The 16,675-nt window shown below is 63.3% G+C and carries 12 protein-coding genes and 3 pseudogenes; 8 read left to right on the top strand and 7 right to left on the bottom strand.

The genetic code is table 11. The features are described 5' to 3' along the window. Positions 1-255 precede the first annotated feature (255 nt). From APH36_RS28575 to APH36_RS28560, 4 genes are read right to left on the bottom strand one after another with little or no spacing between them, the layout of a single operon-like run. A complete protein-coding gene (locus APH36_RS28575) occupies positions 256-1,809 on the bottom strand; it encodes an ABC transporter substrate-binding protein (protein ID WP_060501588.1) in 1,554 nt (517 codons plus the stop codon). A 4-nt stretch (positions 1,810-1,813) separates the two neighbouring features. Continuing rightward, positions 1,814-3,013 carry an LLM class flavin-dependent oxidoreductase gene (locus tag APH36_RS28570; RefSeq protein ID WP_060501586.1) on the bottom strand — a complete coding sequence of 400 codons (1,200 nt, stop codon included), beginning with the start codon at positions 3,011-3,013 and terminating at the stop codon, positions 1,814-1,816. Positions 3,014-3,025: 12 nt separating this feature from the next. Further along, positions 3,026-4,249, bottom strand: coding sequence for a lipase family protein (locus APH36_RS28565; protein ID WP_060501584.1), 1,224 nt, complete (start codon positions 4,247-4,249; stop codon positions 3,026-3,028). An 11-nt stretch (positions 4,250-4,260) separates the two neighbouring features. Beyond that, positions 4,261-5,334 carry an ABC transporter substrate-binding protein gene (locus APH36_RS28560; protein ID WP_060501582.1) on the bottom strand — a complete coding sequence of 358 codons (1,074 nt, stop codon included), beginning with the start codon at positions 5,332-5,334 and terminating at the stop codon, positions 4,261-4,263. A 295-nt stretch (positions 5,335-5,629) separates the two neighbouring features. Here APH36_RS28560 and APH36_RS28555 point away from each other — a divergent pair, with 295 nt between their 5' ends. Beyond that, positions 5,630-6,688: a sigma-54-dependent Fis family transcriptional regulator gene (locus APH36_RS28555; RefSeq protein WP_060501580.1), complete on the top strand. Its 1,059-nt coding sequence runs from the start codon at positions 5,630-5,632 to the stop codon at positions 6,686-6,688. A 55-nt stretch (positions 6,689-6,743) separates the two neighbouring features. Here the strand turns inward: APH36_RS28555 and APH36_RS28550 are convergent. Next, a pseudogene (locus APH36_RS28550) lies at positions 6,744-6,923 on the bottom strand (fumarate hydratase); the annotation flags it as partial. 83 nt (positions 6,924-7,006) lie between these two features. On the opposite strand from APH36_RS28550, the pseudogene APH36_RS28545 reads away from it, so the two are divergent. From APH36_RS28545 to APH36_RS28530, 4 genes and pseudogenes are all read left to right on the top strand, one after another. Then, positions 7,007-7,262 (top strand): annotated as a pseudogene (locus APH36_RS28545) (helix-turn-helix transcriptional regulator). Continuing rightward, positions 7,246-8,468: pseudogene (locus APH36_RS28540) on the top strand (type II toxin-antitoxin system HipA family toxin). The pseudogenes APH36_RS28545 and APH36_RS28540 overlap by 17 nt, the downstream one beginning before the upstream one ends. Before the next feature lie 60 nt (positions 8,469-8,528). Then, positions 8,529-9,014 (top strand): isochorismatase family protein, encoded by a 486-nt coding sequence (locus APH36_RS28535; RefSeq protein ID WP_060501577.1) that lies wholly within the window; start codon positions 8,529-8,531, stop codon positions 9,012-9,014. A 79-nt stretch (positions 9,015-9,093) separates the two neighbouring features. Next, positions 9,094-10,944 (top strand): DUF3857 and transglutaminase domain-containing protein, encoded by a 1,851-nt coding sequence (locus tag APH36_RS28530; RefSeq protein ID WP_060501575.1) that lies wholly within the window; start codon positions 9,094-9,096, stop codon positions 10,942-10,944. Between the two features lie 47 nt (positions 10,945-10,991). On the opposite strand, the gene APH36_RS28525 is transcribed toward APH36_RS28530, so the two are convergent. Then, entirely contained in the window at positions 10,992-13,763 is a 2,772-nt protein-coding gene (locus tag APH36_RS28525; RefSeq protein ID WP_060501574.1) for an amino acid adenylation domain-containing protein, read from the bottom strand. Between the two features lie 237 nt (positions 13,764-14,000). Between APH36_RS28525 and APH36_RS28520 the strand changes: the two genes are divergently transcribed. The 3 genes from APH36_RS28520 to APH36_RS28510 all read left to right on the top strand — a co-directional run bounded on the left by APH36_RS28520 (position 14,001) and on the right by APH36_RS28510 (position 16,125). After that, complete coding sequence (locus APH36_RS28520; protein ID WP_060501572.1) at positions 14,001-14,222, top strand: MbtH family protein; 222 nt, start codon at positions 14,001-14,003, stop codon at positions 14,220-14,222. Next, a complete protein-coding gene (locus APH36_RS28515) occupies positions 14,219-14,938 on the top strand; it encodes a thioesterase II family protein (protein ID WP_060501570.1) in 720 nt (239 codons plus the stop codon). The genes APH36_RS28520 and APH36_RS28515 overlap by 4 nt, the downstream gene beginning before the upstream one ends. Positions 14,939-15,072: 134 nt before the next feature. Continuing rightward, positions 15,073-16,125, top strand: coding sequence for a DUF1615 domain-containing protein (locus APH36_RS28510; RefSeq protein WP_060501567.1), 1,053 nt, complete (start codon positions 15,073-15,075; stop codon positions 16,123-16,125). Between the two features lie 63 nt (positions 16,126-16,188). Here APH36_RS28510 and APH36_RS28505 read toward each other — a convergent pair. Then, positions 16,189-16,675: metal ABC transporter solute-binding protein, Zn/Mn family (locus tag APH36_RS28505; protein ID WP_156342229.1), on the bottom strand; the 487-nt coding region annotated here is incomplete at its 5' end.

Genomic DNA, 16,675 nt, shown 5'->3' with positions numbered 1-16,675 from the left:
AGGGCGTCGTCGTCGCTCTGCTCGGCCTGCACGGTGACGGTTTGCAGCTGGGTGTCCTCGGCGTGGGCCAATGACGTGCTGGTGGCCAGAATCGCCAGCGCAAGGGCACTGGGCTGGAATTTTGGGTGCAGCAAGGTAACGCGGGGCATTGGCTGGGCCTCGTTCGACAGTAGGAATGGGGAAAAGCGAGGGCGCAGCCGCGCCTGCGGTTATGGGTTGATGCGGTCTCAGTGGGAGGTGTATGGCGCTACAAAGTCAGGTTTTGAGCCACAAACTCTCGAACCGCCAGGTACTGAACAGCGACTGCTCTGCCTGCGCGCCACCCACGCGGGTGCTGACGCTGTCGAGCAGGTCGGCAAAACCCCAGATCAGCATGCCGCCACGCGCGTACTGGATGCGTTGCGCCCGGTGCACCAGCGCCTTGCGCTTTTCCAGGTCCGGTTGGGCCATGGCGGCGAGAAAAGCCTGGCTGAATTCGGGGTCGTTGAAGTGGGTCTTGTTGGCCACGGCGAACGGCGCGTCGGTATGAATCGCGCTGGCCAGGAACGGCGCGCCGATGCTGCCACCGGTGCTCAGGGTCCAGTCATCCCGCTGCGGGCCCTGGAAGGTAGCCAGGTCAACCTGGCGCACGTTGATCGTCACGCCGATGCGCCGGGCCTGCTCGGCCAGCACCAGTGCCGAAGCCAGCCCCGGCCCGGCCGTGGTCACCAGCTCCACCTGCAACTGCTCGTGGCCGGCTTCACGCAGCAGCTGCGCTGCACGCTGCGGATCATAGGGGCGTGGGCCAATGCTGTGGTCGAAGGTGGGGTCGAACGGTGCATACAGGTCATTGGCCACCCGGCCCTGGCCATTCAGCGCACGGCGCACCAGCTCGTCACGGTCGGCCAGCAGGCGGAACGCCTCGCGCACGCGCGGGTCATCGAACGGGGCCTTGGCGGTGTTCATGTCGAACGACAGCCAGTTGCCGCTCACCGACTTCAGCAGGCGCAACCGTGGGTCGGCCTGCAGCACCTGCAGGTGCTCGGTGGACATCACGTTGGCCATGTCGATCTGCCCGGCGCGCAGTGCCGCCAGGCGGCCAGTCTGGTCCTTGAAGTCGATGATCTCCAGTTCATCGGCGTAGGGCTTGCCGGGTTTGTAGTAGTTGTCGAAGCGGGTGAACAGCGAGCGCTGGCCCGGGGTGAAGCTTTTCAGTTTGTAAGGTCCGGCGCCGACCGGGTTGGTGACCGGGTGGTAGTCCACCGGCACGATGCCGCCGAAGTTGACCCAGGTCTCCGGCAGCGGCAGGTAGCTGCGGCCCTCGCGAAAGCTCAGGCGTACGGTGCGCTCGTCAAGCTTGACCAGGTTGTCGCGGTCCACCCAGTGCAGCAGCGCCGCGTAGGGCGAGGCCAGCTGAGGGTCGGTGAGGCGGCGGATGGAAAAGATCAGGTCATCGGCGTCGATGGTCTTGCCATGGTGGAACTCCAGCCCGGGCTTGAGGCGCAGGGTCCAGCTGCTGGCATCGGCGTTGGGCTCGGCGAACTCGGCCAGGGCCAGGCGCGGCTGCATCTGCTCGTCCCATTCCCACAGCTTGCTATACAGCGCAAAGCCCCGCACGATGCCGCTGCCGATGGGCTTGTGGGCGTCGAGGTTGCCGCTTTGGTTGCCGTCGATGATGCCTAAACGCAGCCGCCCGCCATGGCGCGGCTGGTCGGCCACGGCATGGCTCGGGCTGTCGGCGGGGCCGCAGCCGGCCAGCAAACCGCCGGCCAGCACGCCGGCGTGGCCAAGGAAGCTGCGCCGGCTCAGTGGGTAACCGTCCCTGGCCATGGCGTCAGGCTCCGGTGCTGGCGTGCAGTTGCACGGGTTCGGTTGCCGGGCGGGCAAGGGCTGCGCGCTGCGCATGGAAGTGCGGCAGGATGTGCTCGCCGATGCGGTAGGCCTCTTCCAGGTGCGGGTAGCCGGCCAGGAAGAACAGGTCGATGCCGATGCCGTGGTACTCGTGGATGCGCGCCACCACGTTGGTGTAGCTGCCTACCAGCGCGCAGCCCGGCGGTATACCGATGTAGCCGAAGCCGGTCCACACATTGGGGTGGATGAAGAAGTCGTCGAAGGCCTGTTGCTCGTCCTTGTCGTTGTAGCCATGTTCGTAGCTCAGCTTGCGTGCCGTGCGCAGGCCAGCGTGAGCCGCGCGGGCTTTGACCGTGCCGTTGGCCACGCCTTCGTCGAAGAAGCGCTTGGCCTCGGCCAACGCCGCCTCTTCAGTGTCGCGGGCAATGACGTCGATGGACAGGCCAAAGCGGATATCGGTGCGTCCCCACTTCAGCGCGCGGGCGCGGATGTCGGCGATCAGCGCAGCGATCTCGTCCGGGTGTTCGGCGCGCATCAGGTAGAAGTCGGCGTGCTTGGCAGCAAATTCCCGCGCAGCCACCGACGAGCCGGCCGTGCAGATCAGCGGCAGTTCGGCCTTTTTCAGTGGGCCGCGAAGGCCGCCGCCTTCGGCACGGTAATAGGTGCCTTCGTAGTGGAACTGCTCGTTGTGCCAATAGCCGCGCACCACGTCCATGAATTCGGTGGCGCGAGCGTAGCGTTCGTCATGGCCCTCGAAGTCGCCGACCTGACGCTGGATGGCATCCGAGCCGCCGTTGATGATGTTCCACACCAGGCGGTTGCCGGTGGCGCGCTGGTAGGTCGCGGCCTGCTGCACGGCCACCCACGGGGTGTAATGGTAGGGCTGGAACGCGGTGACGAACTTCAGCGTGCGGGTTTCCCGGGCCAGTAGCGAGCACACCGTCCACGGTTCTTCGCCGGTCGGCGCGTTGACCATCAGCGCGCCGCCGAAACCGTTGATTTCCGCCGCGCGGGCGATCTGGCCGAGGTAGTCGATATAGGTGAAGTGATCACCTACGGCAAACCCCGACACCGCCCCGGTGCTAGCCCCGCCCGCATGCCAGTCGCCACGGTTGCGCGGGTCGCCGGGCAGGAACTGGGTTTCGCCGTGCAACGGCAGGCGGGTGAAGAATTCGATACTCATGGGGTGGCCTCCTTACTGGACGCTTGGGCTGCAATTGGGGGTGACCGGCTGGCCGCTGATGACCTGGCGGGCGAAGGGGATCGAGTCCTTCAGCGAGGCATTCACCGTTTCGCTGTGGCCCAAGCCCTTGTACAAGTGGCCTTGCACCACGGAGCCGGCCTTGCAGGCGTCCTGCATCAGCGCCACCTGGGTGGCGGCGGCGGGGGTCTTGTCTTCGGCGCCGGTGCCGATGAAGATTGGCTGGGCCAGCTTCAGGGTCGGGTACGACACCTGCGCCAGCCATGGTTTGAGCTTGTCGCCCTTGTAGTCTTTCTTGGCATTGGCCGGGGTCAGGCCGGTGCCGACCACGTCGCTGACCAGCGATGACAGGCAGCTGGTACGTGCCTGTTCGAACAACGGCAGAGCTTTGTCGGTGTAGAAGTCGCGTGGGTCGATGCTCGGGTCGTACTGCTGGGCCGCGAGCAGGGTGTAGAAACCATAGGCCAAGGCCGGGTCGACTTTGTCCTGGTCTTGCTCACCGACATTTTTCGCGCCGATGGTATAAATCACGCCAGTGCCGATGCTGCCCTTGACCCCCAGTTTGGGCGCATAGGTGGCCGCGTAAGCGCCAGCGGCAAACGCCCCGGCACCGCCCTGGGACTGGCCGATGATCAGCACTTTGTCGGCCAGCCCCGGTACGCCGGCCACAACGGCCTTGGCTGCATCGAGAATGCCGTAGGCGGCCATGCGGTTGTTCAGCAGCGGATGGCCACCGGGTACGCCCAGGCCCTGGTAGTCGGTGGCCACGATGGCGTAGCCTTCTTCGAGCCAGCGGTTGAGGTATTGCACGTCGCGGTAGCTGCGCCCGGCCCAGGACGGCGCGCAGATATCGGCCACGCCGACTGTGCCATGGCCCCAGCTGGCGACCGGCCAGCCACCTGCTGGCGCCTTGCCTTTGGGGATGAACAGCGCGCCGGACACCACCACTGGGGTCTTGCCGTCGATGCCGTCCAGCGAGGTGTAGAGGATGCGTTGGGCGCTGGCCGCGTTGGGCAGGCTCAAGGCCTGTTCCAGCGGCTCGCTGCGCAACAGTTTGCCGGGCGTGGCGGGGATGGCCTTGGTCCAGGTGTAGAAGGCTGACACGCGGCCATCGCCCTGTTGCGGGTCGGGCTTGGGTGCGTAGGTTTCGGCTGCCATGGCGCCGATGGACAAGGCCAGGGCGCTGAGGCCGAAGATGAGGGATGCAGGCAGATTCATGAGTCAGGGTCTCAAGGTTGTTGGCTAAGTTGAGCGTCTGATGACGGCCAGTAGTGGGTCAGTTGCAGGTCGATCAGGGCCTGGCGGGTGAAGCCCGTGGCCAGGTCGTGGGTGATGTCGTAGGGCGCGCGGATCAGGCGATTGGCCAGGGCATACTGGCCCAGCGCGTCGTAGTGGGCCTTGAGCTGGGCGTCGCTTTTCGGTGCCCAGCGCGCTTTCCACGCCACCGGGTCGTCCTGGTCGTCACGGCGCAATACGCTTTCGCTGACGCCCGCACGCGATGACAGCGCGTAGTACGCGTCGCGGTTCTGCTCCTGGGAGATCCACCAGGCCGCACGCACCCAGGCGGTGGCCACCAGTTGCGTCAGGTCGGCGTGCTCTTGAACGAAGCGGTCGGTGCCCCACAGGTCCGACACCAGCCGCCAGTCGTTGGCGCCTTGCTTGGTCGACCAGAGGATGCGTGCCACGCCTTTGTCTTCCAGGGCATAGGCTTCGTTGAGCAGCACGGCGGCGTCCACTTTGCCGGCGGACACCGCAGCGGCACCGACCTGCGGGTTGAGGTTGGCGATCTTGAAGTCGCTCAGTTGCAGGCCTTGGCTTTGCAGGAAGTTGCTGAAGGCGAACTCCCAAGGCCGGCCACGGTGCAGGGCCAGGCGTTTGCCCTTGAGGTCCTGGATGCTGCGGACCGTGGAAGTGCTTGGCACCACCAGGTAGATGTTGTTGCCGCTGCCACCGGGCACTACCAGTTTGCCCGGCACCTGGCCGGCCCCGGCGATCACCGAGGGCAGGTCGCCGCGCACGGCGAAGTCCAGGCTGTCGTTGCTGAAGCCTTCGTTGATCTGCGGCCCGGCGCCGGCATGGGGCAGGGCGGTCCATTGCAGTTTCACGCCGCGAGCGGCCAGTTGCTGTTCCAGCCAGCCTTCCTCGATCACCCGCCCGGGGATACCGCCGAACACCGGCGCACCACCTTGGGTGAAGGCGACAATGGCAATGCGCACTGCCGCCGGTTGCTCCGCCGCCAGTGCAGCCAGGCTGGTGAACAGGCCAAGCAGCAGGGTAAGGGCATGACGCCAGGGGTTGTTCATGTGCGGCTCCAGGCAAAGGTTTGACAGGCCTGGAGCGAAATGCATGCCAGCCATTTGAAAATGGCCTGCAGGCCAAGGTTGACGGGGCTTTGGATCAGGTGTTGCTGAAACGGGCAGGGGTTGGCTTGCTGAACGGCGTGCAGGGGAGTGCTGGCGGGTTGCTGCTGTAGCAGCAGTTGACTGTTGAAATATTGAATATTTCCAATTCGAATATATAAATACTAATTAATAATTTTTTGATCTAATTTGTTTCATGCACTATTGGCTGGCGCGTCAACTGCCAGGAATGCCCCCCATGTCGCTGATCACCCACCCCAATGCCCGCGAGCTGACGAAGTCGGTACGTGCCACCGTGCTTGTGTTCAAGGATCCGCGCTCCCAGGAACTGCTCAGCCGTATCGAGCGCCTGGCGCCCAGCGAGGCCAATACCCTGATCATCGGCGAAACCGGCACCGGCAAGGAGCTGGTCGCCCGCCACATCCATCACCTCAGCCGCCGTGGGCGTGAGCCATTCGTGGCGGTGAACTGCGGTGCTTTTGCCGAAACCCTGGTGGAGAGCGAGCTGTTCGGCCACGAGAAAGGCGCGTTTACCGGTGCCACCAGCAACAAGGCCGGCTGGTTCGAGGCGGCCAATGGCGGCACGCTGTTTCTCGACGAAATCGGTGACCTGCCGCTGAACATGCAGGTGAAGTTGCTGCGGGTGCTGCAGGAGCGTGAAGTGGTGCGCCTGGGCTCACGCACGCCGATCCCGATCAACGTGCGGCTGGTGGCGGCAACCAACGTCAACCTGGCCGATGCGGTGGTGGCGGGGCATTTCCGCGAGGACCTGTTCTACCGCCTGCACGTCGCGACCATCCGGCTGCCGCCGCTGCGCGAGCGGCCGGGGGACATCCTGCCGTTGGCGGAATTTTTCATCGAAGAGCATTGCCGGCGTTTGGGGTACGAGCGCGCTTCGCTCAGCCCGGATGCCGAACGCAAACTGCTGGCGCATAGCTGGCCGGGCAACATTCGCGAGCTGGAGAACGCCATTCACCATGCGTTGCTGGTGTGCCGGTATCAGGTGGTGGCGCCAGCGGACTTGCACCTGGTCGATATGCGGCCACAGGTAGCGGCGCCCGTGCCACAGGCCTACTTGCCGGCAGCGAGTGCGGCCCCGCCCGACCTGGAAAGCGCATTGCTGGCGCTGTTCGAGCAGAATGTGCCAAACCTGTATGAGCATATCGAGGAGACAGTGTTCAGGGCGGCGTACCGCTATTGCCACGGTAACCAGTTGCAGACGGGGCGGTTGCTGAACATCAGCCGCAATATCGTGCGGGCGCGGCTGGAGAAGATAGGCGAACTGACAAAAGCATAGAGTGCTGACCTCATGGAAATGTTGTGGGAGCGAATGGCCGCACAGATTTCGGTTACGGGATGATCTCCCAGTCCAGCCACGGGATTTTCGAACCGGTGTTGGTGCCGGTGTTCTTCTCGATGAAGGTTCCCACTGCGTTGTGGCGCAACGGCCCCTGAATGGTGGCTTCCTTGGTGGCGTTTTCGAGGATGCCTTCCATCTCACCCAGCAGCGGGAAGCGTGCGCCGGCATGTAGTGCCGTATACAACGCACAATGAATTGAATACGATGCATTTTTAAGGTTTTTCTATTTTTGCACTGTATTCGATGCACTAAAGAATGAATGAACTAGGCAATCTGATAAAAAAAACTGCGTAAGGAGGCTGGCCTGTCACAGGCACAACTTGCGCAGCGGCATGGTATGAGCCGGGCGACCATCTCGGGCATCGAGAACAACACGATTCCCGAAGTCGGGATCCCCAAGGTCGCCGCAATCCTTGAGGGCCTGGGGTACGAGTTGACGGCAACGCCCAGGCGTCGGCGCAAGACCCTTGACGAGTTGAAGGCCGGGGGTATCCATGACCAGCCAGCGTGATCGTTTGTACATTGGCGCCAGCGGTGAGGCTGTCGGAACATTTGGCCGCAGCGAGGATAACCCGCGTGATTCGGTCTTTGTTTACAACGCGGCGGTCACTGAGGAACAGGCTGTTTCCCTGACGATGCCGGTGCGCCTTGAAAGCTACACGTGGGAGTACGGCATACACCCACTGTTCGAAATGCATATCCCGGAAGGGCACCTCAAAGAGGAATTGATGCGCCGTTTCAGCAAGTCGGTGCGGGGTTTTGACGATTTTGCCCTGCTGGGGATTGTCGGTCCGCACCAGCTTGGCCGCATCAGTACTGCCCAACAAGCCAGCGACCAGCCGTTACCTGGCATCAACCTCGCCAATCTGCTTATACACGACGGTGCCAAAGAGCTGTTCAATGACCTCATGAGTACCTACGCGATCTACTCTGGGGTATCGGGTGTTCAGCCCAAGGTGCTGGTGCGCGATATCGACGAACCTGGCGCCGAAGGTGGCCGGTTCACGCATCGCGGTGCTACGCACTTAGTAAAAGCGTTCAATGAAGCGGAGTTTCCCCAGTTGGCCGCCAACGAGTTTTTCTGCATGCGGGCGGCCTTGCACTGTGGCCTTGAAGTACCAGAATTTCAACTGAGCCAGCATGGGCAATTTCTGGTTGTGAAGCGCTTCGATATCGGCTGCGACGGCTACCTCGGGTTTGAAGACATGTGTGTGCTGTCCGGGTGGGGGACGCGCAAGAAGTACGACGGCAGTTACCAAGGCTGCGCGCAACTGATCAAGCTTTATGTCACCCCCGGCCGGGTACCGGACGCGCTGGAAGCTTCTTCACGCTGGTAGCGCTTTGTGCGGGCATCCAGAACGGCGATGCTCACTTGAAGAACTTCGGCCTGCTGTACGAGAACTGTGCGCAAGATGCCGACATCCGGCTTGCACCCGCTGTGACCACGACGGTGTACAACAGCCATGACATCATGGGGCTGTTGCTGGGCGGCTCCAAGGCCTGGCCCAAACGCAAGATGCTGGTGCAGTTCGGGCGCACCGCCTGCAACCTTACGCAATTGCGCTGCGATGAGTTGCTCAACAGAGTCGAAGTCGGCATCAACCGTGCGATGGCGGAGCTATCAGATTATCGCAACAGCCATCCGGCATTTGAGTGCATAGGGGAGAAGATGGCCGCAGCGTGGGCCCAGGGCATGAACAGAAGTATTGGGGCCTAGGGTTTCCGATTTGGCCACGCGTTATACTCCGCGCCATTTTGCCAATGGCCGGAGTACGCTATGCGCCAGGTTTTGCTCATCGTCGATGTCCAGTCCACCTTCAGCCCGCCCGAGTGGCTGGTCGATGGTTTGCGGCGGTTGTCAGCGAATATCCCTACCATTGCCTCGGTCGAGCTGCATGACGAACAGGTCACACCGTTCGAGCGGCAACTCGGCTGGCACCCGGCGGCTGAGGACGAGAGCCTGGTCGAGGCCGACCAGGTCTTTATCAAGCATGGCTACGGGCAGAGCGCCGAAGCTATCGCGTACATTCGGCAGCTGGGTGTAGAGCGGGTGCTGGTGTGCGGGCTGCAGACCGAAACCTGCGTGCTGGCCGCTGGCTTTGCCCTGTTCGATGCGGGGCTGACGCCTACCCTGGTGACGGACATGACCGTAGGCTCTTCGCTGGACCGTTCGGGCAAGCTGGGCATCGCGTTGTGGCAGCATCACTTCCGCCAAGTCACCACCTCGGTAGAAGTACTGGCCGAACTGGCCGGACAGGCCTGACGAATGGAATCATTTTGCCACCAATGGGCGCCAATGAGTATCATTGTCGATTGTTGCCCGTTGATCGAGAAGGATCTCCATGCTGAAAAAGCCTTACCTGGCAGCTGTCCTGCTGCCTGTTGCAATGCTCTGGGGCAGCCTTGCCCATGCCTTTACCGATGGCATTGACCGTTCTGTCACCCTGGAGAAGACCGCGCAGACATTCGTGGTGCAGAAGGACGGTAGCTACCGTGTGGACGTAGACAGCGTCATGCTGATCAACGAAGAGCGCGCCATCAAGGCCAATGCCGAACAGCCGTTAAGCTACAACCGTTCGTTAGAAACGCTGGAGGTGCTGGAGGCGTACACGCAAAAGCCCGACGGCCGCAAGGTGCAGGTGGATGCCGCGCACATCAAGGAGCAGCAGGAGCGCGCCTCTGCGCAGGCGCCGATGTTCCAGGACTCGGTCAACAAGGTGGTCATCTTCCCCGAGGTGGCGGTGGGCGACCGGCTGGTGCTGCGTTATCAACGTAACCGCACGACACCGCTGTTCCCAGGGCACTTCGAAGACATTACTGCGCCGCCGTTTCACCCGGTCGGGCAGTTTTCGCTGACCTATGACTTGCCGCAGGATATGCCGCTGCAGGCCGATGCCCGCGGTTTCGAGGCATCGTCACCTGCCACCGGGCAAGGGCGCACGGTTCATCGCTGGGACTATGTGCCGGCTGCGCGGGCGCGGATCGAGACCGGGGCGGTGTCGTACCTGGACTACGGCTACTACCTGGCGGTGTCGACCTTCTCCGGCTTCAAGGATTTCGCCCAGGCGTATCAGGCCAGGGCTACGGTCGAGGTCACCCCACCGATCAACGATCTGGCGAAGCGCCTGACAGCGGGGTTGCCCACTGCGCGGGAAAAGGCGCTTGTCCTCAGTGACTGGGTGCGCGAGAACATCCGCTATGTGGCGGTGTATGTCGGTGCTGGCGGGGTAGTGCCGCATGCCGCGCAAACCGTGCTGGACAACCGCTACGGTGACTGCAAGGACCATGTCGCGTTACTGGAAGCGCTGTTGAGCGCGGCGGGTCTCAAGAGCACACCTGCGCTGGTGAACCAGGGAAATGCCTACGTGTTTCCCAAAGTGCCGACCTTGGGTTTACTGAACCATGTGATCACCTATGTGCCGAGCCTGGACCTGTACCTCGACTCGACCGACCCGTCGATAGCAGCGGGTTACCTGCCGCTGACCGTGCTGAACAAGCGTGTGCTGCTGACGGCCACCGGCGAGTTTGGCAAAACCCCGGCCATGCAGCTGAACCAGGTTTCCAGTGACTTGTTGTTCAAGGTAAAGGCTGATGGCGCCGCCGACTTCACCCACGTGTCGACGGTAAAGGGATGGGCCAGCGAGATGAGCCGCTTTGGCGTGAAACTGATGAAGCCGGCAGACCGCGACATGCTGGTGGAAAGAGTACTGGCTGCTTATGGCCAGCGTGGCAGTGGTTCGTTCAAGGTTGCACCGCCTGCTGCCAACGGCGACTTTGTCAGCACCGTGGACGGGCACACGGAAAACCTGGTCAACCTGCCAGGGCCAGTGGGCGTGGCGACCCTGACCAGCCTGGCGGGCGGTATTTCGCAGAGCGTGTACAGCTTCACGCTGGAGAAGGAACGCAGCCAGCGCTTCGTGTGCATTTCCAACGACGTGGTGGAAACTTCGCGCTTCGAGTTCCCGGCCCAGGTCAATGTACTGGCGATTCCCAAACCTGTGAAGTTGCAGGAGGGCAACGTCGACTACAGCGCTCGCTACACCCAGGAGGGCAATGCGGTGGTGGTGGAGCGGCGTTTCAGGTTCAGCCGGCCGGACCTGGTATGTACGCCTGAGGATTTCATGGCCATGAAACCGGCGCTGGAGGCGATGGTCCGCGACCTGCAGAGCCAGATCATCGTGCAGGCGGGGTAAACCGTTTGAGCAACTGGGGCTGCGCAGCAGCCCCCGGGTGCGTCAGCTCAAGCGGAGGTGGCGCGCTCGGCCGCATCTGCTCTGCGGGCCGGGTCCTGCTTGTTCCTGCGGGTGAGTAGAAGGCGCAACAGGGTATTCCAGCAGTACGCCACAAGCACTCCGCCGGCCAGTGCCAGGGTTACCTCGAACAGAGGATGATTGAAAATACGGTCTGCCAGCGACTGGAACTGGAAATGCGTCAGGTAGATATACAAGGTTGACGAGGCAATCAACGCCCCTGCCCGCGCCACTAGGGCAGGCACTGGCACCGAGCGCACCCAGATCAGGGTCAGCATCGCCGGCAGGGCAATGTCGATATAGCGCGAGAACGCCTGCCAGCCCACGCCAGCAATTGCCATCAGGTCCAGCTCGCCGACCACCAGCACCGCCACCGCGCTGGCCACCCATTTACGCGCGGTAGTGTCGGCATGGTGCACCGCCATGCCCAACACCATGACGGCCAGGAAGTGCTGGGGTACCCGGTTGAACAGCGCACCGGCGTCGAACACGAAGCGGCTGACCAGCACATCCACTGCCACCAGCGCACAGGTCGCAATGATCAGGTAGCGGAACGGGTCGGCAAGGACCACCTGGCGTACACGCCGGATCGACAACACCAGGCCGATGATCAGGATCATCTGTACCAGCACTTCGATGTACCAGTAATTGAACACACTGACCTCGCTGGCCGGGAACCAGTTGGAAACCAGCAGCAGCGATTGCCAGTGCAGATGGTCGAACACCAGCTGGATCAGCGCGGTGTACAGCACCGTTGGCACCACGATGGCTGCCAGCGACCTGAGCAGTGTGCGCGCATCGCCACGTTCCTCAATGGCCTTGAGCTGGAACCGCGCCAGGCTGATGCCGGAAACCAGGAACAGCACCGACGTTTCGCCCACGATCAGCCAGTGGTCGAGCGCGCTCAGGTGGCCGACCACGATCAGGATGATGGCGAGCATGCGCACGAACACCGGCATTTCCATCACCCGCCAAGGGCCCTTGGGCGGTGCACTTAGCTCGGCCAGCTGGCACACCGGCAGGGTTTCCCAACGTTCCGGGAGGTGACCGATCAGCTCCTCCAGCACGCGTGAGGCCTGCACGAACGACAGCGAGTCGCCGCCCAGCTCGACGAAACTCAACCTGGCGTCCAGGCGTGGCACCTGGAGGATGCGCGCCCAGGCGGTGCTCAGCTTTTCCGCCAGTGGGGACAGGAGCACGTTGGCCGTGTCGTCAAAGGGCGCAGGCAGGGCGCGTTTGTCGAGCTTGCCGTTTGGGGTGAGCGGCAGGGCATCGAGGAACACGAAAAGCGCCGGCACCATGTAGTCCGGCAGTTGGCCGCTGAGCGCCTGGCGCAGTTCATCGGCGGTGGTGGGCTTGCGGCTGACGCAATAGGCAACCAGACGGATCGAGGCGCTGTCGTGATTGGCCACGACCACGCATTGCCCGATGTGTGGGTGGCGGGTGATGGCGTTTTCGATTTCCGCCAGCTCGATGCGATGGCCGCGGATTTTCACCTGGCTGTCGCCGCGTCCCAGAAAACGGGCGCTGCCATCGGCCAGGTAGGTGCCCAGGTCACCCGTGCGGTAGCAGCGGTCGCTTGGGTCGCCGGTGAACGGGTTGGTGACGAACTTGGCCTCGGTCAGTGCCGGGTCGCCCCAGTAGCCCTGGGACAGGTACGGGCTGCGGATCAGGATTTCGCCCGTTTCCCCTTCGCTGACCAACTGGTTGGCCGGGTTGACCACCAGCAACTGTGCATTGGCGATGCCCTTGCCCAACGGGACACGCGCATTGTCGGCGTGCGGATCAAGCGTATGGAAGGCCATTGCTTGGGGGGTTTCGGTGGTGCCGTAGAAGTTCACGTTGACGGCGTTGGGCGCAATGGCGCGGATCTGTTGGTACAGCGCCGGGCTGAGCGCATCGCCGCCCCAGAACAGGAAGCGTAGCCGGTCGAGTACCTGGCCATTCAGGTGTGCGCCGGTTTCGATCAGCTTGCCCAGTGGCGGGGTGAGGTGGATCACGCTCACGTTGTGCTGGTGAATCCAGTTGGCCAGCCGGGACGGGTCGGTCAGGGTTGACTGGGCAGGGCAGGCGATGGTCGCGCCAATCGACAGAGGCGTGAACACGTCGCGGTACACCGGGTCGTGGCCCAGGCCGGAAAGCAGGGAGAAGGTGTCGGCCTGGGTGAAGCCATGCTGGCGTACATGCCAGTCGATGAAGTGCACCAGCGGTGCGTGATGGGTGACGATGCCCTTGGGCTCGCCGGTGCTGCCCGAGGTGAAGGTGATGTAGGCGGGGTGTTCGGGGTTTACGACGGGCAGCGCCACAGGCAGGTTGGGGAAGGCTTGCAGTGCGTCTGCGGGGGCTTGCGGCACCGTAACGACAAGAGAGCCGTCGCTATCGACGGTTGCCTCGCCACAGCGCAGGACCACGGCCGGCCCCAATGTGCGGACGATCTGTGCAACACGCGCAGGCGGGTAGGCGGCGTCGGCCACGGTAAAGGCCAGGCCAGCCCGCAGGCAGCCGAGCATGGCGTATACCAGGGCGGCGCTGCGGCTGGCGACGATGACCACACGATCGGTGCCGCTGGCAGCGTTTTCTACCAGATAGGCGGCAACGCCCTGGCTGATCTGCGCGAGTTGTGCATAGCTGCAGGTGGTGTGCTGGGCGATGACGGCGGTGGCATCCGGGCAGCGACCGGCCTGCTCGAGGAACGCGTGGTGAATAGGCTGCTCGGCACGGTACTCCAGGCACAGCGTCGGGTTCGGGCGCAGGTCCGGCATGATGGGTAAGGGCTCCACATGAACGTTGGGGCTGGCTGGTAGCACAACGCTAGTGCAGGGTGGCTGATGGCGCCAATGTCGCGCGATAGCCGGGCGCGTGTCCTGCACAAAACCTGAAAGGTTGCGCGATCATTTCTCTGCATTGAACGCACTAATTTTCCCGCAGCGCCCTACGTCTACTTGAAAGCCCCCCTGCACCACGTGCACAGCGGCATCCATCATTCAAGGAGACAGACAATGACTTCCGTTTTCGACCGCGACGATATCCAGTTTCAGGTAGTGGTCAACCACGAAGAGCAATACTCGATCTGGCCCGACTACAAGGCCATCCCCAACGGCTGGCGTGCCGTGGGCAAGAGCGGCCTTAAGAAGGAATGCCTGGCCTACATCGATGAGGTCTGGACCGACATGCGGCCACTGAGCCTGCGCAAGAAAATGGCCGAAGCCGCCGCCCAGTGACCGCACTGAACCTGCTGTGCCTGCCGTATTCCGGGGCCAGCGCCATGGTTTACAGCCGCTGGCGGCGCAAGCTGCCGGCGTGGCTGCAGGTGCGCCCGGTGGAGCTGCCCGGGCGTGGCGCACGCCTGGCCGAGCCGTTGCACACCGACATGCAGGCGCTGGCCCGGCAACTGGCCGCCGAGCAGCGCCTGGCGGCCAATGGGCCCTATGCGTTGCTTGGCCATAGCCTGGGGGCGTTGCTGGCCTTCGAGCTGGCTCATGAACTGCAAGCGCTGGGCTGTCCGTCGCCACTGGCATTGTTTGCCTGCGGTACCGCAGCGCCGACCCGGCGCGAGGATTACGATGGCAAGGACTGGCGCGAGCCCAAGAGCGACGCCGAGCTGATGAGCGAGTTACGCGAGCTTCAGGGTACGCCCGAGGAAGTGCTGGCCAACGCCGAGCTGATGAGCCTGACCTTGCCGATCTTGCGCGCGGATTTTCTGCTTTGTGGTACTTACGCCTACCGTCAGCGGCCGGCCCTGCAGTGCCCGCTGCACGTGCTGGGCGGCGCGGACGACCGGGCCAGCGAAGAGCAGTTGCAGGCCTGGCGCAAGGAAACCCAGGGTGACTTCTCGCTGCAGATGTTCCCGGGTGGCCACTTCTTCATCCATGAGCACGAAGACCCCGTGCTCGACGCGTTGACCGCAGCACTGCAGCCGCTTCGGCTGTCTGCCTGATTGACGTTGCCGCTTGCCTGGGGGAGGCTAGGCCTTTTTCCAGGCAAGGGGCAGACAATGCTGATCGATCCACACAAGGCCGCACTGCTGGTCGGTGAACAGCCCTGAACGGCCGGTTACTGGTTGCCGGGTTGATGGCCCTGGCTCTGCTGCAAGGCTGCGTCGGGCACCGTGAGGAAGCGCCCGAGGCGGACCCGGCCAAGGTCCGTGCGCAACTGTTGCGGCTACTGCCGGCCCAGACCAAGGACCGCGAGGGCTGGGCCAGGGACATTCAGGTGGCGTTCGAAACCCAGCGCATTACCCCAAGCAAAAGCAACCTGTGCGCGGTGCTGGCCGTGACTGAACAGGAATCCACTTTCAGCGCCGACCCGCAGGTACCCAACCTGGGGCGGATCGCGCGCGAGGAAATCGACCGCCGTGCCGCGCGCCTGCATATCCCCAAATTGTTGGTCGACGGTGCGCTGAAGACACCCTCGGGCAACGGCCAAAGCTACCAGCAGCGCTTGCAGGCGGTGCGCAGCGAGAAGCAGTTGAGCGAGCTGTACGACGAGGTGATAGCCCGTGTGCCGTTGGGCAAGACGTTACTGGGCGGGCTCAACCCGGTGCATACCGGTGGTCCGATGCAGGTCAGCATCGATTTTGCCGAAAAGCACGCGCAGGGCTACCCCTACAGCCACGATGGCAGTATTCGCCAGGAGGTATTCAGCCGGCGTGGCGGCATGTACTTCGGTATTGCCCACCTGTTGGGCTACCCGGTCAACTACGAGCGCCAGCTTTACCGTTTTGCCGACTTCAACGCCGGTTGGTACGCCAGCCGTAACGCGGCCTTCCAGGCGGCACTGAGCAAGGCGACTGGCGTGACGCTGGCTTTGGATGGCGACCTTATTGCGCCGGGGGCGATCATGCCGGGGAGCACTGAACTGGCTGCGCGCAAGCTGGGGGTGAAGCTGGGGCTGCGTAATCCGCAGATTCGCAGCCAGCTGGAAGAGGGCGACCGTTTGGCGTTCGAGGACAGCAAGCTGTACAGCGGGGTATTTGCCTTGGCAGATGCCAAGGCTGGCAAGCCGGTGCCACGGGCGGTGTTGCCTGGGATCGAGCTGAAGAGCCCAAAGATCACCCGCAAGCTTACCACGGCGTGGTTTGCCGGGCGGGTGGATGAGCGCTACCAGCGGTGCATGAAACGGTAGCATTGTGTTGCCTGTACCGGCCTCTTCGCGGGCTTGCCCGCGAAGAGGCCGGTACAGGCGAGATCAGCTCTCGCCCAGTGCCCCAACCACCTGGTCGACACTGGCCTTCAAACCGGCAAACGCATCCTCAGGGTCACTCTGCACCACCACCAGCTTCGCCCCGGCAGCCTTGATCACCTCGGCCACCGCCGCGTCCGGTTGCCGATGGTCCAGCACCAGTGCCACATCCTGCGCTTTCAGGTTCTCTCCCAGCGCCTGGAGCGCGGCAGCGTCCCATTCGGTCGGCAGCGCTTGCTCCACCACATCCAGGTTCAAGCCGCTGGCCAGGTAACCCAACCGCTCGGACAAGCTCACCACCGTCAGGTTGTCGACCTTGGCCAGACGCGTCTGGCTGCTGGCCGATAGCTCAAGCAACTGGCGCTTGAGCCCTGCTAGGTTGCCCTGGATCTTCGCCTTGTCGTCCGGTGCCAGCCGTTCCAGGTCATTGGCTACCACATCGGCCATGCGCCCGAGGTTGGTCGGGTTGAGCCAGGGGTAGGTGCCGTAGGCA

It is taken from the genome of Pseudomonas sp. NBRC 111133, assembly GCF_001320605.1.
Lineage (GTDB): Bacteria > Pseudomonadota > Gammaproteobacteria > Pseudomonadales > Pseudomonadaceae > Aquipseudomonas > Aquipseudomonas monteilii.
Note: the sequence above shows the minus strand (reverse complement) of the source record. Positions and strands in the feature narration are given on the sequence as shown.

Coding starts and splice junctions, on each gene's coding strand:
- APH36_RS28565 (WP_060501584.1), bottom strand. CDS start 4,249: ATGAATCTGCCTGCATCCCTCATCTTCGGCCTCAGCGCCCTGGCCTTG.
- APH36_RS28560 (WP_060501582.1), bottom strand. CDS start 5,334: ATGAACAACCCCTGGCGTCATGCCCTTACCCTGCTGCTTGGCCTGTTC.
- APH36_RS28530 (WP_060501575.1), top strand. CDS start 9,094: ATGCTGAAAAAGCCTTACCTGGCAGCTGTCCTGCTGCCTGTTGCAATG.
- APH36_RS28510 (WP_060501567.1), top strand. CDS start 15,073: ATGGCCCTGGCTCTGCTGCAAGGCTGCGTCGGGCACCGTGAGGAAGCG.
- APH36_RS28535 (WP_060501577.1), top strand. CDS start 8,529: ATGCGCCAGGTTTTGCTCATCGTCGATGTCCAGTCCACCTTCAGCCCG.
- APH36_RS28570 (WP_060501586.1), bottom strand. CDS start 3,013: ATGAGTATCGAATTCTTCACCCGCCTGCCGTTGCACGGCGAAACCCAG.
- APH36_RS28555 (WP_060501580.1), top strand. CDS start 5,630: ATGTCGCTGATCACCCACCCCAATGCCCGCGAGCTGACGAAGTCGGTA.
- APH36_RS28525 (WP_060501574.1), bottom strand. CDS start 13,763: ATGCCGGACCTGCGCCCGAACCCGACGCTGTGCCTGGAGTACCGTGCC.
- APH36_RS28520 (WP_060501572.1), top strand. CDS start 14,001: ATGACTTCCGTTTTCGACCGCGACGATATCCAGTTTCAGGTAGTGGTC.
- APH36_RS28575 (WP_060501588.1), bottom strand. CDS start 1,809: ATGGCCAGGGACGGTTACCCACTGAGCCGGCGCAGCTTCCTTGGCCAC.